The following is a 13,850-nucleotide window of genomic DNA, read 5'->3' as shown; positions in this document are numbered from 1 at the left end:
CATGGCCGATACATCCTTCGACGTCATCATCATCGGCTCCGGCCCCGGCGGCTATGTCACCGCGATCCGCGCCGCCCAGCTCGGCTTCAAGGTCGCGATCGTCGAGAAATCCTATCTCGGCGGCATCTGCCTGAACTGGGGCTGCATCCCGACCAAGGCGCTGCTGCGCTCGGCCGAGATCTATCACTACATGCAGCACGCCAAGGACTACGGCCTGTCGGCCGACAACGTCTCGTTCGACCCGAAGGCGGTGGTGCAGCGCTCGCGCGGCGTCTCGAAGCGGCTCAACGACGGCGTCGGCTTCCTGATGAAGAAGAACAAGGTGAGCGTGATCTGGGGCGCTGCCTCGATCGACGCGCCCGGCAAGGTCACCGTGAAGAAGTCCGACGTCGAGGGCCCGAAGGGGTCGCTGGGCGAGGGGAGCTATCAGGCCAAGCACATCATCATCGCGACCGGCGCGCGGCCGCGCGTGCTGCCGGGGCTCGAGCCCGACAAGAAGCTGGTCTGGACCTATTTTGAAGCGATGGTGCCGGAGCGGATGCCGAAGTCGCTGCTGGTGGTCGGCTCCGGCGCGATCGGAATCGAGTTCGCTTCGTTCTTCCATACCATGGGCTCCGACGTCACCGTCGTCGAGGTGCTGCCGCAGATCCTGCCCGTCGAGGACGCGGAGATCGCGGGCCTCGCGCGCAAGCGGCTGGAGAAGCAGGGCATCAAGATCATGTCCTCGACCAAGGTCACGAAGCTGGAGAAGAAGGCCGACAGCGTCGTCGCCACCATCGACGACGGCAAGGGCAAGCCCGTCACCACCGAGTTCGAGCGCGTGATCTCGGCGGTCGGCGTTGTCGGCAACATCGAGAATCTCGGCCTCGAAAAGCTCGGCGTGAAGACCGATCGCGGCTGCATCGTCATCGACGGCTACGGCAAGACCAACATTCCCGGCATCTACGCCATCGGTGATGTCGCCGGTCCTCCGATGCTCGCGCACAAGGCCGAGCATGAGGGCGTGATCTGCGTCGAGGCCATCAAGGGCCTGCATCCGCACCCCATGGACAAGAACATGATCCCGGGCTGCACCTACTGCCATCCGCAGGTCGCCTCGGTCGGCCTGACGGAAGCCAAGGCCAAGGAGAGTGGCCGCGAGATCCGCGTCGGCCGCTTCCCCTTTGTCGGCAACGGCAAGGCGATCGCGCTCGGCGAGGACCAGGGTCTGGTCAAGGTGATCTTCGACAAGAAGACCGGCCAGCTTCTGGGCGCCCACATGGTCGGCGCCGAAGTGACCGAGCTGATCCAGGGCTATGTCGTCGCCATGAACCTGGAGACGACGGAAGAAGAGCTGATGCACACCGTGTTCCCGCACCCGACCCTGTCGGAAATGATGAAGGAAGCCGTGCTGGATGCCTACGGGCGGGTGTTGAACATCTAAGCATCAAACCCGTCATCCTGAGGTGCTCGCGAAGCGAGCCTCGAAGGATGCACGGCCCAGATCGAGCAGCCGGGCTCGTCGCCCTTCGAGGCCTCCGCTACGCTCCGGCACCTCAGGGTGACGGTCAGAGAATACATCACAACAACAAAAAGGGAATGAACCCATGCAAGACAACGACAACCTGACCATCGAACGCCCGACCTTCGTCACCCATCTCGAATGCGCGATGGAGGGTGATCATTACGCGGCCGATCAGGTCCACAACCTCTCCAAGGCCGGCAAGCCGCTTCTCGTGCGCTACGACCTCGCGGGCGTGAAGAAGGCGCTGACCAAGGACGCGCTGGCGCAGCGCCCCGCCGACATGTGGCGCTACCGCGAGCTGCTGCCGGTGCGCAAATGCAAGGACATCGTTTCGCTCGGTGAAGTCACCACACCGCTGATCCGGCTGCCGAAGCTGGCTAAGAAGCTCGGTGGCGGCGAGATCATCGTCAAGGACGAGGGACGCCTGCCGACCGGTTCGTTCAAGGCGCGCGGCCTGGTCATGGCGGTGTCGATGGGCAAGGCGCTCGGCATCAAGCATATGGCGATGCCGACCAACGGCAATGCCGGCGCGGCGCTCGCGGCTTACGCGACCTCCTGCGGCATCAAGACCACGATCTTCTGCCCGGCCGACACGCCCGAGGTGAATGTCAGCGAGATCGAGCTGCAGGGCGCGACCGTCTACCGCGTCAACGGCTATATCGACGATTGCGGCAAGATCGTCGGCGAGGGCAAGGCCAAGGTTGGCTGGTTCGATACGTCCACGCTGAAAGAGCCGTACCGCATCGAAGGCAAGAAGACGATGGGCCTCGAGCTTGCCGAGCAGCTCAATTGGGACGTGCCCGACGTGATCTTCTATCCGACCGGCGGCGGCACCGGACTGATCGGCATGTGGAAGGCTTTCGACGAGCTGGAGAAGATCGGCTTCATCGGTTCGAAGCGCCCACGCATGGTCGCGGTGCAGGCCTCCGGCTGCGCGCCGATGGTGCGCGCCTATGACGCCGGCACTGAGCACGCGACGCGCTGGGAGGACGCCCACACCATCGCATCCGGCATCCGCGTGCCGCAGGCGATCGGCGACTTTTTGATTTTGCGCGCGGTGCGGCAGAGCAAGGGTTTTGCCATCGCGGTCGACGACGACAAGATCTCGGCGGCGCTGAACGAAGTGGCGCGCGAGGAGGGGCTGTTGCTGTGCCCCGAAGGTGCTGCGACCTACGCCGCCTACAAGGAGAGCCTCGCCGACGGCCGCGTCAGCAAGACCGATCGCGTGATGCTGTTCAACTGCGCGACCGGCTTGAAGTATCCGCTGCCGCCGGTCACCCGCACGCTCGATCGCCACAAGCCGATCGACTACACGCAGTTCTAGCGCGTCATTTCGTCTCTTCACGAACGACCTCTCTTCCCGTACGCGGGAAGAGATAAAAACAAAAACGACATCGTCGGGGAGAACACAATGAAGAAGGCCGTCTGGGCCGGGCTGATCGGCATTCTCGCTCTCACCGGCGTCGTGCGCGCCGACGATTATCCGTCGCATCCGATCACCATCATCGTGCCCTTCGCGGCCGGCGGCCCCTCGGATGCGATGGCACGCGTGCTCGCCGAGCGGATGCGCCAGTCGCTCGGCCAAGCCCTGGTGATCGAGAATGTCACCGGCGCCGGCGGCTCGATCGGGGTTGGGCGTGCCGTGCATTCGCCGCCGGACGGCTACACCATCTCGTTCGGCCATCTCGGCACCCACGTCGCCAACGGCGCCGTCTACAAGCTCAACTACGACCTCGTCGCCGATCTCGAACCGGTGGTGCTGCTGCCGAGCAATCCGATGATCGTCGTCAGCAAGAACGCGGTGCCGGCGACCTCGCTGAAGGAGCTCCTGGCCTGGCTCAAGTCGCGGCCATCGCCGCCAACGGCCGGCACGGCCGGCGCCGGCTCGGGCAGCCACATCGCCGGCGTCTATTTCGAGAGCGTCAGCGGCATCAAGCTGCAATACGTACCATATCGCGGCACTGCACCCGCGCTGAACGATCTGATCGCCGGCCAGATCGACGTCATCGTCGACCAGACCTCCAACTCCATCAACCAGGTTCGCGCCGGCACCATCCGTGCCTACGCCATCACCGATGACAAGCGCCTGTCGTCGGCGCCTGACATCCCGACCGCGGAGGAGGCGGGGCTGAAGGGTTTCAACATGACGCTATGGTCGGGCCTATGGGTGCCCAAGGGCACGCCGAAGGAGATCGTGACCAGGCTCAACGCCGCAGCCGTGGAAGCGCTGAACGATCCCGCGGTGAAGAAGCAGCTCGAAAGCCAGGGCCTGGAGATGACGCCGCAGGACCAGCTCACGCCCGAAGCCCTCGGCGCCCGCCAGAAGGCCGAGATCGCAAAATGGTGGCCGATCATCAAGGCCGCCAACATCACGGTGGATTGACGCAACGCGGAGTTTCCCGCCGTGGGTGGCCGCCAGGTCGCGGCCACATCATCAGGTCGCGGCTTTTCCAGGCGCCGAGAGCGCCGTCTCCAGGCATTGCAGCAGGGTCGGCGTGGAGAACGGCTTGGCGAGAAAGCAGATCGCGCCGGCCTTCAGCGCGCGGGCGCGCACATCATCATCGGGAAAAGCTGTCATGAAGATGAACGGCGTCAGATGCCCAAGGTCGCGCAGATGCATCAGGAGATCGACGCCGCTCATGACCGCCATCTGCACATCCGCGATCACGCAGGCGATCGTGTCGATTTTGCCGGATTGGAGAAATTCGTGAGCGGAGCCAAAGGTGTAGACCGTGTATCCCCGCGACGTCAGGAGGTTGTTCGTCGCAAGGCGAACGGACGGATCATCATCAATGACGGAAATAATTGAAGACAATGACAATATGATCGCTCCTGATTGGGGGAGCCTCCGGCCGTGGCACGGCCGCCGACCGGAAAGTGGGCCCCCGGAGCGAGATTGGAAAGCATACTTAGGTTTGCAGGTTTCCCCTTGTGCGTGGGATTCCGAGCGCGTCGGTCATTCTGACGAGATCGGCCAATGACCTCGCGCCCATTTTCCGCATGATCTGCCCGCGATAGATCTTCACGGTGATCTCGGCCAATCCCAGCTCGGCGGCGACCTGCTTGTTCATCAGGCCGGACGCGACCAGACTGAGGACGTCGCGCTGGCGCGCGCTCAGGCCCTCGAAACGGGATCGCACGCCCGAGACCGATTTCTCGGCGTCGCGCCGCTTGCGGTCCCGTTCGAGCGCAGCCTGCACCGCATCCAGCATGTCCTGGTCGCGTACCGGCTTGGTCAGAAAATCGACGGCGCCGCTCTTCATGGCCCGGACGGTCATGGGAATATCGCCATGACCGGTGATGAAGATGATCGGTGTGTGAATGTTGGCTTTGGCGAGGTCGGCCTGAAGGTCGAGGCCGCTCGAGCCCGGCAGGCGAATGTCGAGCACGAGGCAACTGGGGACCGCCGGCGGCTTGGCCTCCATGATCTCCGCCGCTGAGCCGAAGGCTTCGACCTTGAGACCAACCGATTGAAAGAGATTGGTGAGCGCGCGGCGCATCGACGGATCATCATCGACGATCCGAACGATCGGCTCATCGGCATTCGCCTGCGCTTGCTTGCCATGATCAGTCACGATGCGTCCTTGTGCGGCAAGGGCAGGGCGATCTGGAAAGTTGCTCCGCTCCCTTCGTTGGGGAAGGCCGAAAGCCGTCCTGCGTGAGCCTCGATGATTGATCGGCAGATCGAGAGGCCCATGCCCAGGCCGCCCGATTTCGTGGTGAAGAACGGCGTGAAGATACGATCCGTCACGTCCTTGCCGAGGCCGACGCCACGATCCGTCACGGTGAGGAGCAGGCGGCGATCGCCGTCTTCGTCCGCATGGCCGGAGCGGATCGCCAGCTCGCGCGGGCGGTCGATATTGGCCTGCATGGCCTCGATCCCGTTCATCAGCAGGTTGATCAGGACCTGCTGCAGCTGGATCCGGTCGCCGCAAATCCTGGGCAGGTCGGACGCCAACTCCATTCGCACCGATACGGCATGGGTGGCGAGCTCGCGCCGAACCAGCGCCACGGCCTCCCTGACGACCTCGTTGATGTCGAGCGGAATCACCTCGATCTCGGTCTTCTTCGCTAGCGCCCTGATCCGGCGGATCACCTCGCTGGCCCGGTTGGCGTCCTCGACGATCCATTCCGCGGAACGGCGTGCAGCCGTCAGATCGGCAGGCTCGCGGCCAAGCCAGCCGATGCAGGCGTCCGCATTGGAGATCACCGCGGCGAGAGGCTGGGTGATTTCATGGGCAATCGAGGCGGTGAGTTCACCGAGTGTCGTCACGCGCGTGACATGGGTCAGCTCGGCTTGCGCCTTACGTAGCGCCTCCTCGGCCTGCTCGGCGCGGATCGCCGCCGTCACGTCGCTGCTGACGCCGCGATAGCCGAGAAAACTGCCGCTTGCATCGTGGAACGGCTTGCCGCTGGTGCGCACATAGATGGGATGTCCGTTGAGATCTCTGCTGCGGTAGACGAGATCGCGGAACGGAAGATGGGCATCGAGCGCCAGGCGATGCTGCTCCCACTTCTCGGGCTCGAGTTCGGCATCGGGCGGAATGTCCCAACGCGTCAGGCCGATCAATCCCGTCGGCGCGGCGGAGGACGTATCAGCGTGTTCCGATATGTGCGTGATACGGTGATCCGGCCCGGTCTCCCAGAACCAGTCCGACGCGGTTTCGGCATAGTCGCGGAATCGCTGCTCGGATGTCTTTAGCTCGTCGAATGCCCTTTGCAGGGCCTCCTTGGCGGCGACCTGCTCGGTGACGTCGACATGCGTGCCGATGATTTCCGTCACCTCACCGTCGCTGCCGATGACGGGATGGCCCTCCGAGTGGACGCGTCTGATCGAGCCGTCCGGACGCGCAATCCGAAAGTCGATCTGGAAGGGCTCTCGCTGCCGGACGGCCTGACGTTCCACCTCGGCGATCCGCCGAAAGTCTTCAGGCAGGATGCGCTGCTGGAAATCCCGTGCCGGGAGGTCGATCTGGTCCGGTTCAAATCCGAACAGGCGGTAAAGCTCGGCCGATCTGTAGGCGAACTCCTGACGGCGCACGTCCCACGACCAGCTGCTCGTATGGCTGAGGCGCTGGGCTTCGGCCAAATAGGCCTCGCTGCGACGCAGCCTCTGTTCCGCCTCCTTTGCAATCGTGACATCGGTGATGGCCCCGACAAATTCGATGCGCCCGGATAGGTGTCGCACCGCGCGCGCCACGGAATGGAGATATTTGACCGATCCATCCGGCATCAGCAGGCGATATTCGTGGTCGAGATTCTCCGCTTCGAGGGAAGCCCGATCAAGGGTCCGTCTGACCCTGTCGCGATCGTCCGGATGGATGCGCTGAAAGACGAAGTTAAGGGTCGGCTTCGTCGCCGGGTCACATTGGAAGATGCGAAAGGTCTCCCTTGACCAGACGGCCTCGCCCGTCACGAGGCTGAGGCCGAAACTGCCGGTGTGGCTCAGTTCCTGCGCATGGGCGAGATAGGCCTCGCTTCGCCGCAGCGCATCCTCGGCCTCCTTGCGTTGGGTGATGTTCTCGCAGGCGACCAGCACGATGGGCCTGCCGTCGCCGCGCAACATGGCCTTCGCGTTTTCACGGACCCAGAGGACCGAGCCATCCTTCCGGATCTTGCGAATCTCCCAGGTGTGCGGCTGGTCCACTGTCTCCAGGCACAGGGCGACGCAGTGGCGGACGGTGTCGTGGTCTTCCTCGAAGAAGACGTTCAGCACGGATTGGCCGATCAGTTCGGCCGTCGTGTAGCCAAGTTGTGCGGCGCCAAACGTGTTCACGTTGAGGACCGTTCCGGTCGGGTCGACCATGAAGTACATGACCGGATTGTGCTCGAACACCTCGCGCCATTGCTTCATGGCGTCGCGCAGATCGGTGTCTTGCCGGGAGTCTTCTCCGCGCGCGGCCTTGGCCTTTTCGCCGCTGCCGAATGATCGAAGCGCCGCGAGGCCGCCGAGCAGGAATTGTGCGGCCGAATTCCCAAGTTTTGCGATCTGGCCAGACATCATCGCAGCCGTCCCGGCGCGCTGTAGGCAATGCGAGTAGAGCACTTTGCCACAACAGGGGCAATTCCCTCCGGCCAAAGTCGGACCTTGCACAAAACTCGCGGCGGCCGTGCAGCTCGCGCACCTTGCGCCGTCTCGTTGCGTGGGTCCGGAAAACTACGGGACAAACCTACGTATAGCTCGCGCATCCCTAGTTCTAGCGTGCATTTACCTCCGTACAATTGAGCGATCCGATGCACGCGGCCTAGGGTAAGTCCAATCGAGAGGAGTCGATTGCGGAGCACAAATTGCCGGGATGCTCGGTGTGTTGCACCCAAAGAGCCGAGCTCTGCCTCCGCCACTCTGACCTGCCGGATGAATTGGCAGGTCGCGATTGAGAAGCCGCATTTTCCGTGACGACCGTGGTGACCGTGCCTCAGTGCACGAGGACCCACGAGAGGCCAAGAGGAGAGGATGATGTGCGATAGGTCCGAATACTCCGAGCGCCGTCCTGACGCACAGGGATGTGCCGTCTGTGCAGGGAAGTTTGGCCTGATCCGATACTATTCCTGGCGAACGCCGCTCTGCTCGAGGAAATGTCTCGACCATTTCAGGGAGCGCCGTGAGCAAGACCGGCGTTGGCTCTTCCGATTTCAGACGGCGTGAGAGCGGGCCGCAAAGACCGCTTCACAGGGAAACTTTTAAACGAGGAGGCTGCGTGTTGAACGGTGTCGGCAAGCTCCTCCTCGCGGTCGCGCTGCCGCTTCCCCTGATCACGGGCGTGAAGGCCGAGGAGGCTGGACAGGACGCCGCACATCGCCACCATCCGCCTCAAGACGAACTGGTCCACGAGAAGTTCTATTCGAGCTGGCACATGCCGGACAATCCGGTGATGAGCTGCTGCAACAGCGCGGATTGCTACCCGACCGAGATCCGCTACGTCGACGGCAAGATTTATGCGCGGCGCCGGGAGGACGGGAAATACATCCTGGTCCCGGCCCAGAAAGTCGAGCGAAACAGGGACAATCCCGACGGCCGCAACCATCTTTGCGCGCCGCCGCCATCCGCTTCCCTGGTCGATACGGTCTATTGCTTCGCGCTGGGAGGTGCCACGTGAGGTTCGTATTGGTGAACGGCAGGACCCCATTCCGCAAGACGTTCTGTCTGTGGTGTTGCGAGGAGATCAGCGGCGGCTATTTGCGCGACGTGCGAACGCTGCTGCCCTACTGCGACCACGAATGCTACGCGCTTCATCACGAAGCCTTGGTGCCGTTCGGGGAGCGTGCGCGAGCGGCGTCTTGAGAACCGGCCGAGGCGGCAACAGAGGACACGATTTTGAGATTCATGCTCGTCAACCAGGAAACACCTCGCCCGGGCGCCGCTTGTAGCGCCTGCGCCCGGCCGCTGGGCGCGAGTTATCTCCGGCATGCGTCGATGCAGGCGCGCTATTGCGACTATGACTGCTACCGGCAGCAGGCAACCATGGGGATATTCGCTCCCTACCGCGGTTCGCTCGAGGCGATATCGGTGCTCACGGCCATTTCGGCCTGGAGCTTGATGATGCAGATGAGCGCGCTCTCGCGCTCGCTGACTGAGGTCTATCTGCGCGCGCACGACCTTCTGACCATGGAAGGAGGTGACGGCTAACCCCACGATGCCGGCTGCGCAGAACCGTCGGCCGCAGTCACCCGTCCAGCCCTTGCGCCGCGTTCCAGCCCCGGCGGTGCGGGCCTAGGGCGCGGGGGCTGCGGCCGATGCCGTCGGAGCCGCATTCACGTCTTGTGCCGTGACACGCTGGACGTCCTTGCCGGCCACCATGCCGCTGGGCTCGAAGCGGGCGCGGTACACCAGCACGTTCTCCATCACGCGCTGGACGTAATTGCGCGTCTCCGATAGCGGGATGCGCTCGACCCAGTCGACCGGATCGATCTTGGGGTCTCTGGGGTCGCCGTGCGCCTGCACCCATTCGCGCACCCGGCCGCGGCCGGCATTGTAGCCGGCGAAGGTCATGATCTGGTTGCCGCGATATTCCGACAGCAATGCGCTGAGCTCGGCTGCGCCCATCTGCGTGTTGTAGACGGGATCGGAGACCATTCTGTCCCAGTCATAGGTCAGGCCGAAGCGCTTTGCCGTGTCGCGGCCAGCTTCCGGCGTGACCTGCATCAAGCCGACCGCATTGGCGGCCGACTTGTCGCGCTGGTTGAACGAGCTCTCGGTGCGAGCGACCGAATAGATCACGCTGGTCTCGATCGCGGGCGCGACCTGCTTGTGTTCGGGAATGCCGATGGTCGGGAAGGCGTAGTGGTCGAGCGCGAGCCCGCGCGCCAGCGCCGACTTGCCGACCTCGAGCATGACGCGCGCGTCGTTGCGTCGGCCGGCGAGCTCCCCGAGCGCTTCGAGCGCCGCGACGTCGGTGCCCTCCTTGGCGAAATCCTCGGCGTAGTAGTACACCGTGTCGCGCTCGCCGATGCCGTACAGCATGTCGGCGGCGCGGACGCGCTCGTCCGCGGCCGGCGTGTCGGCGGAGGCCAGCATGGGTGAGGGGGCCCGCAGCTCTAGCCCCTCGAGGCCAAGTCGTGCGCGGGCAAGCTGGCCGTAATAGGCGGTCGGATAGCGCGCGGCGACCGTGTAGCTCATGCGCGCGTCGGCTGCGGCACCCATGGCCTCGGCCGCGCGCCCGCGCCAGTAATGTGCGCGCGACAGCGCGAGCGGATTGGGCGAGCCTTCGTCGATGGCCGCAAAGTGCATCATCGCGGTCTTGGGATCGTCGAGATAGCGCAGCGCAATCCAGCCGCACATGAAGTGATAGTCGACGCGATAGACCTCCATCGCGGGCACCACGGCCGCGCGCACCACGTCATACGCCGTCTTGAACTTGCCCTGGTCGAGCAGTTTTCGCGCCAGCAGGCGGCGCTCGCGCCACCAGGCATCGGTATCCTGCGCCGCCATGGTGTCGGGGGCCGCAGCGAGGATCAATTCGGCCGCATCGTCGATGCGGTCCTTCTGGATATGCCACTGTGCACGGCAAAGGACATAGCCGAGATCGCGACGGGCATCCGCCGACACGTCGTCGAGATAGTCCTTGGCCTTGTTCTCCTTGCCGTTAACCGCGGCACAGGCCTTGACGATCGCGAGCGAGTCTTCGCCGAGCCGCTTGGCCGCGCGCCTTGCGCCGGCGTAGTCCTTTGCGCCGAGGCGCTTGTCCATGCGGGCGCGATGATCCTCAGCGGTGAGAAGATCGCGGAACGCTGTGTAGGAATCCTCCTCGCTACGTTCGGACAGCTCCTCCGAGCGCCAGGCCTCGCGCACCAGACGCGTTGCCCGGTCGCTGTCGCCCTCGGTGAGCAGCACGCGCGCCAGCGCGAAGTTGCCCTTGGCGCTGGTCGGCCGGTCCATCGTGAAGGCGTGCACGGTCGCCGCGTCGCTCTTCTCCTGCCACAGCCGCGCCTCGGCGCGCCGGCGCAGCAGTGCCGCGCTCGGCCAATCCGGATTGGCGGCGAGGAAGGCCGCGTAGCGCTTGAAAGGTGCCGTGCTCTCGGAATGGCGCAGCATGAACCAGTCGGCGAGCTTTTGCCCGGCGGGATCGGCAATGCGGTCGCGGGCCGCGCTCGCATCATCGGTCTTGCCCTTGCGCGCGAGGTCGAAGGCGTCTTTCAGCGCGGCGAGGTCGCCGGTCAGCGCAGGCGGCGCGGGCTTGTCCGCGGGCTCGTCGTCCTGCTTCTTCGATCTGCGCTTGGCCTCGGCGTGTTTGCCGTGTTTGCCGCTTGCTGCATGCCGCGGCTTGCCGCCGGATTTGGCCTCATGCGTCTTCTTCGACGCGGATGATTTATGACTGCTCTTTGCCGTCAGCTCGGTGGGAAGGAGGGCCAAGGCGGCCACGGCAACGACACACGCGAGCGAGCGTAGGCACTGGTTCATTGCGTGGTCCCCCTGCGAAACCAGTACAAACCAAAGTCCGCGACGACATGCGGCTCGAGAATCAAAGACGACCCCCAAACGATGACTCAGCATCGTTTCGTATTCCTCACGCTGTCGCAACAATGCGGCAAAATACGGATGGAGCGCGGGAACCTCTGCGACGGGGGATAGAGCAGGGCCTTTTTAACCTTTGTTAACGAATGGGCCTCGCGCGACGGTCGCTGGCGGCTCTTGGCGCCGCGAATGGCCCGATTGCGCGTGTTCCCGGGCCGAAATCCGGTGTATTGAGTTCCACAGATCCTTCATCTCAGCCTTTGCCCGCACCTCATGCCGCTCTTCAACCAGTCGATCCGGCGCAAGATCGTCGGCATCGCCCTCGGATTGATCGTCCTGATGCTGATCACCTCGATCCTGTCGATGGTGATGTCGAGCCAGGTCGGCGTTCTCCTGGACGAGCTGACCAATCGCTACATCCCGGCCTATGGCGATCTCGCGCGGGCCAACATCCGCTCGCTGGAGCGGTCGGTGGCGCTGCGGCGGATGGTCATGATGAAGATGCAGGAAGCTCCGGATGAGGAGGCGTACGCTGCTCGGCTGAAAGAGTTCGAGGAAGCCGACCGCAGGATCGAGGAGGAGACCTCGGCCGCGCGCAAGCTCATCAACGCAATCATCGACGATACCAGGACGCCCTCGGACAATGCCGCACTGGCGCGGATCGACACCCGTATCGAGACCGCCGTCTCAGAGCTGCGCCATGGCATGAGCGAGGCGCACGCAAAACTGCTCAAGCAGATCGATGCCAAGCAGATGCCGGAGGCGCGCGGCACGCTGGAGCAACTCGACGCGCTGCGCGACCAGTTCAACCAGAGGATCGACGGCATTCGTGCCGACATGCTCAAGCAGGTCTATGCCTCGACGTCGACCGTGGTCGGCCACCAGCGGAAGGCGATTATCATCTCCGGCATCGTCACCATCCTCGCGGCGGTGGTCGGATTTGCCTTCGCGCTGCTGGTCTCCAGCGGCATCACCCGTCCGGTGCGGTTGCTGCTGGCCGGAGCCCGCGAGGTCGAGGCAGGGCGCTTCGACAAGAACATCACCGTCTCGACCCAGGATGAGATCGGCGAGCTCGCGGCCGCCTTCAACCGCATGATCGAGCAGTTGCGCAACAACGAGCGCATCCGCGAAACCTTCGGCCGCTACATCGATCCGAAGGTGGTGCAGGGCCTGATCGAGCGGCCGGAGATCGCCATCGACGGCCAGCGCCGGGTGATGACCATCATGTTCTCCGACATGAGCGGCTTCACCTCGATGAGCGAGGGCATGACCCCGCGCGGCCTCGTCAAGGTGATGAACCACTATTTCACGGTGATGTCCGCGCCGATCCGGAACAACCGCGGTGTGATCGACAAATATATCGGCGACGCCATCATGTCCTATTGGGGCCCGCCCTTTGTCGAGGAAGACGAGCAGGCGCTGCTCGCGGGCCTGTCCGCCATCGACATGGCCGACCAGGTGCCCGCGCTGCAGAAGCAATTGCCGGATCTGCTCGGCATCCGCGCCATGCCGGTGCCGTGCGATCTGCGCATTGGCATTGCCACCGGCGAGGTCCTGACCGGCAGCATCGGCTCCGAGCTGATGATGAGCTTTACCGTGATGGGCGACGCGGTGAACCTCGCCTCGCGCCTCGAGGCCGTCAACAAGGTCTACGGTACCCGCATTCTGATCTCGCAGGCGACCGCCGAGGTGATCGGAGTGCGGCTCGAATTGCGCGAGATCGATCGTCTCGCGGTGGTCGGGCAGAGCGTGCCGCAACCGGTGTTCGAGGTGATGGGACGGCCGGGTGGGCTGGCCGAGCCGCAGGAAAGCTTGCGCGCGCACTATGCCGAAGGACTTGCCGCCTATCGCGCGTGCCGCTTCGACGACGCACGCGCCGCGTTCAACGCCGCGCTGGAGCATGCCCCCGGCGACGGCCCGTCGCGCACCATGCTGGCCCGCATTGCGCAGTTCGAGACGACCCCTCCAGCCGCCGATTGGGACGGCGCCTGGCGAATGGAAAGCAAATAGCCGGCCGTCCGCGAATAATTCGTTCTACTCTATAACGATGTTCGCCGTGACCTAATGCCCGGGCTTAGGTTAGCTGTCCTTGAGGCGTTTAATGGGGATACGCCAATGACAGAACTTGAGGACAGGCTGGAGCGGTTTGAGACTCTCACCGCCGAATGCGAGCTGATTGCCAAGCTCGCCACCGACAGCAACAAGCGCGAGTTCTACCTGAAGCTCGGGGAGCAGTACCGTCAGCTCGCGGTGGACATGCGCCACGTGATCGCGACCAAGGCTGCCGCTTGAATTGGTCTAACGGTTCCAATTGCAAAGAAGCACGACGCGGCATCTCTGCGTTGGCGGGATCGTGGGCGATCGCAAGCCGTTCTTAACAATTGAGACGCATCC

12 protein-coding genes are annotated in these 13,850 nt (G+C 64.0%); 8 read left to right on the top strand and 4 right to left on the bottom strand.

Annotated features, from left to right (window positions below; translation table 11 throughout):
* The first annotated feature begins 1 nt into the window (after position 1).
* From lpdA to NLM31_RS24120, 3 genes are all read left to right on the top strand, one after another.
* Positions 2-1,423, top strand: a complete 1,422-nt coding sequence (lpdA, locus tag NLM31_RS24130; RefSeq protein WP_254193903.1) for a dihydrolipoyl dehydrogenase — start codon at positions 2-4, stop codon at positions 1,421-1,423.
* Positions 1,424-1,586: 163 nt separating this feature from the next.
* On the top strand, positions 1,587-2,828 hold the full coding sequence (locus NLM31_RS24125; RefSeq protein WP_254193902.1) for a threonine synthase: 1,242 nt from the start codon (positions 1,587-1,589) through the stop codon (positions 2,826-2,828).
* Positions 2,829-2,915: 87 nt separating this feature from the next.
* On the top strand, positions 2,916-3,887 hold the full coding sequence (locus NLM31_RS24120) for a tripartite tricarboxylate transporter substrate binding protein BugD (RefSeq protein ID WP_254193901.1): 972 nt from the start codon (positions 2,916-2,918) through the stop codon (positions 3,885-3,887).
* 51 nt (positions 3,888-3,938) lie between these two features.
* Here NLM31_RS24120 and NLM31_RS24115 read toward each other — a convergent pair whose 3' ends face one another.
* From NLM31_RS24115 to NLM31_RS24105, 3 genes are all read right to left on the bottom strand, one after another.
* Complete coding sequence (locus NLM31_RS24115) at positions 3,939-4,325, bottom strand: response regulator transcription factor (RefSeq protein ID WP_254131721.1); 387 nt, start codon at positions 4,323-4,325, stop codon at positions 3,939-3,941.
* 88 nt (positions 4,326-4,413) lie between these two features.
* On the bottom strand, positions 4,414-5,079 hold the full coding sequence (locus tag NLM31_RS24110) for a response regulator transcription factor (RefSeq protein ID WP_254131720.1): 666 nt from the start codon (positions 5,077-5,079) through the stop codon (positions 4,414-4,416).
* Entirely contained in the window at positions 5,076-7,508 is a 2,433-nt protein-coding gene (locus tag NLM31_RS24105) for a PAS domain S-box protein (RefSeq protein WP_254193900.1), read from the bottom strand. The genes NLM31_RS24110 and NLM31_RS24105 overlap by 4 nt, the downstream gene beginning before the upstream one ends.
* Positions 7,509-8,202: 694 nt before the next feature.
* On the opposite strand from NLM31_RS24105, the gene NLM31_RS24100 reads away from it, so the two are divergent.
* The 3 genes from NLM31_RS24100 to NLM31_RS24090 are packed head-to-tail and all read left to right on the top strand — an operon-like array spanning position 8,203 to position 9,131.
* A complete protein-coding gene (locus NLM31_RS24100) occupies positions 8,203-8,601 on the top strand; it encodes a hypothetical protein (protein ID WP_254193899.1) in 399 nt (132 codons plus the stop codon).
* Positions 8,598-8,786, top strand: coding sequence for a hypothetical protein (locus NLM31_RS24095; RefSeq protein WP_254193898.1), 189 nt, complete (start codon positions 8,598-8,600; stop codon positions 8,784-8,786). The genes NLM31_RS24100 and NLM31_RS24095 overlap by 4 nt, the downstream gene beginning before the upstream one ends.
* A 42-nt stretch (positions 8,787-8,828) precedes the next feature.
* Positions 8,829-9,131 (top strand): hypothetical protein, encoded by a 303-nt coding sequence (locus tag NLM31_RS24090; protein ID WP_254131716.1) that lies wholly within the window; start codon positions 8,829-8,831, stop codon positions 9,129-9,131.
* A gap of 84 nt (positions 9,132-9,215) precedes the next feature.
* Here the strand turns inward: NLM31_RS24090 and NLM31_RS24085 are convergent, their stop codons facing one another.
* Positions 9,216-11,402 carry a lytic transglycosylase domain-containing protein gene (locus tag NLM31_RS24085; protein ID WP_254193897.1) on the bottom strand — a complete coding sequence of 729 codons (2,187 nt, stop codon included), beginning with the start codon at positions 11,400-11,402 and terminating at the stop codon, positions 9,216-9,218.
* A gap of 327 nt (positions 11,403-11,729) precedes the next feature.
* Here NLM31_RS24085 and NLM31_RS24080 point away from each other — a divergent pair, with 327 nt between their 5' ends.
* On the top strand, positions 11,730-13,466 hold the full coding sequence (locus NLM31_RS24080; RefSeq protein WP_254193896.1) for an adenylate/guanylate cyclase domain-containing protein: 1,737 nt from the start codon (positions 11,730-11,732) through the stop codon (positions 13,464-13,466).
* A gap of 105 nt (positions 13,467-13,571) precedes the next feature.
* Positions 13,572-13,748 (top strand): hypothetical protein, encoded by a 177-nt coding sequence (locus tag NLM31_RS24075; RefSeq protein ID WP_254131713.1) that lies wholly within the window; start codon positions 13,572-13,574, stop codon positions 13,746-13,748.
* The last annotated feature ends 102 nt before the right edge of the window (positions 13,749-13,850 follow it).

It is taken from the genome of Bradyrhizobium sp. CCGUVB4N, assembly GCF_024199945.1.
In the GTDB taxonomy this organism is placed as follows: domain Bacteria; phylum Pseudomonadota; class Alphaproteobacteria; order Rhizobiales; family Xanthobacteraceae; genus Bradyrhizobium.
This window is presented reverse-complemented; position numbering and strand designations above follow the sequence as displayed.

What these genes read in the sequence shown, in the direction of transcription:
- NLM31_RS24125 (WP_254193902.1), top strand. Translation starts at nt 1,587, where the DNA reads ATGCAAGACAACGACAACCTGACCATCGAACGCCCGACCTTCGTCACC.
- lpdA (WP_254193903.1), top strand. Translation starts at nt 2, where the DNA reads ATGGCCGATACATCCTTCGACGTCATCATCATCGGCTCCGGCCCCGGC.
- NLM31_RS24080 (WP_254193896.1), top strand. Translation starts at nt 11,730, where the DNA reads ATGCCGCTCTTCAACCAGTCGATCCGGCGCAAGATCGTCGGCATCGCC.
- NLM31_RS24075 (WP_254131713.1), top strand. Translation starts at nt 13,572, where the DNA reads ATGACAGAACTTGAGGACAGGCTGGAGCGGTTTGAGACTCTCACCGCC.
- NLM31_RS24120 (WP_254193901.1), top strand. Translation starts at nt 2,916, where the DNA reads ATGAAGAAGGCCGTCTGGGCCGGGCTGATCGGCATTCTCGCTCTCACC.
- NLM31_RS24090 (WP_254131716.1), top strand. Translation starts at nt 8,829, where the DNA reads ATGCTCGTCAACCAGGAAACACCTCGCCCGGGCGCCGCTTGTAGCGCC.
- NLM31_RS24105 (WP_254193900.1), bottom strand. Translation starts at nt 7,508, where the DNA reads ATGATGTCTGGCCAGATCGCAAAACTTGGGAATTCGGCCGCACAATTC.
- NLM31_RS24085 (WP_254193897.1), bottom strand. Translation starts at nt 11,402, where the DNA reads ATGAACCAGTGCCTACGCTCGCTCGCGTGTGTCGTTGCCGTGGCCGCC.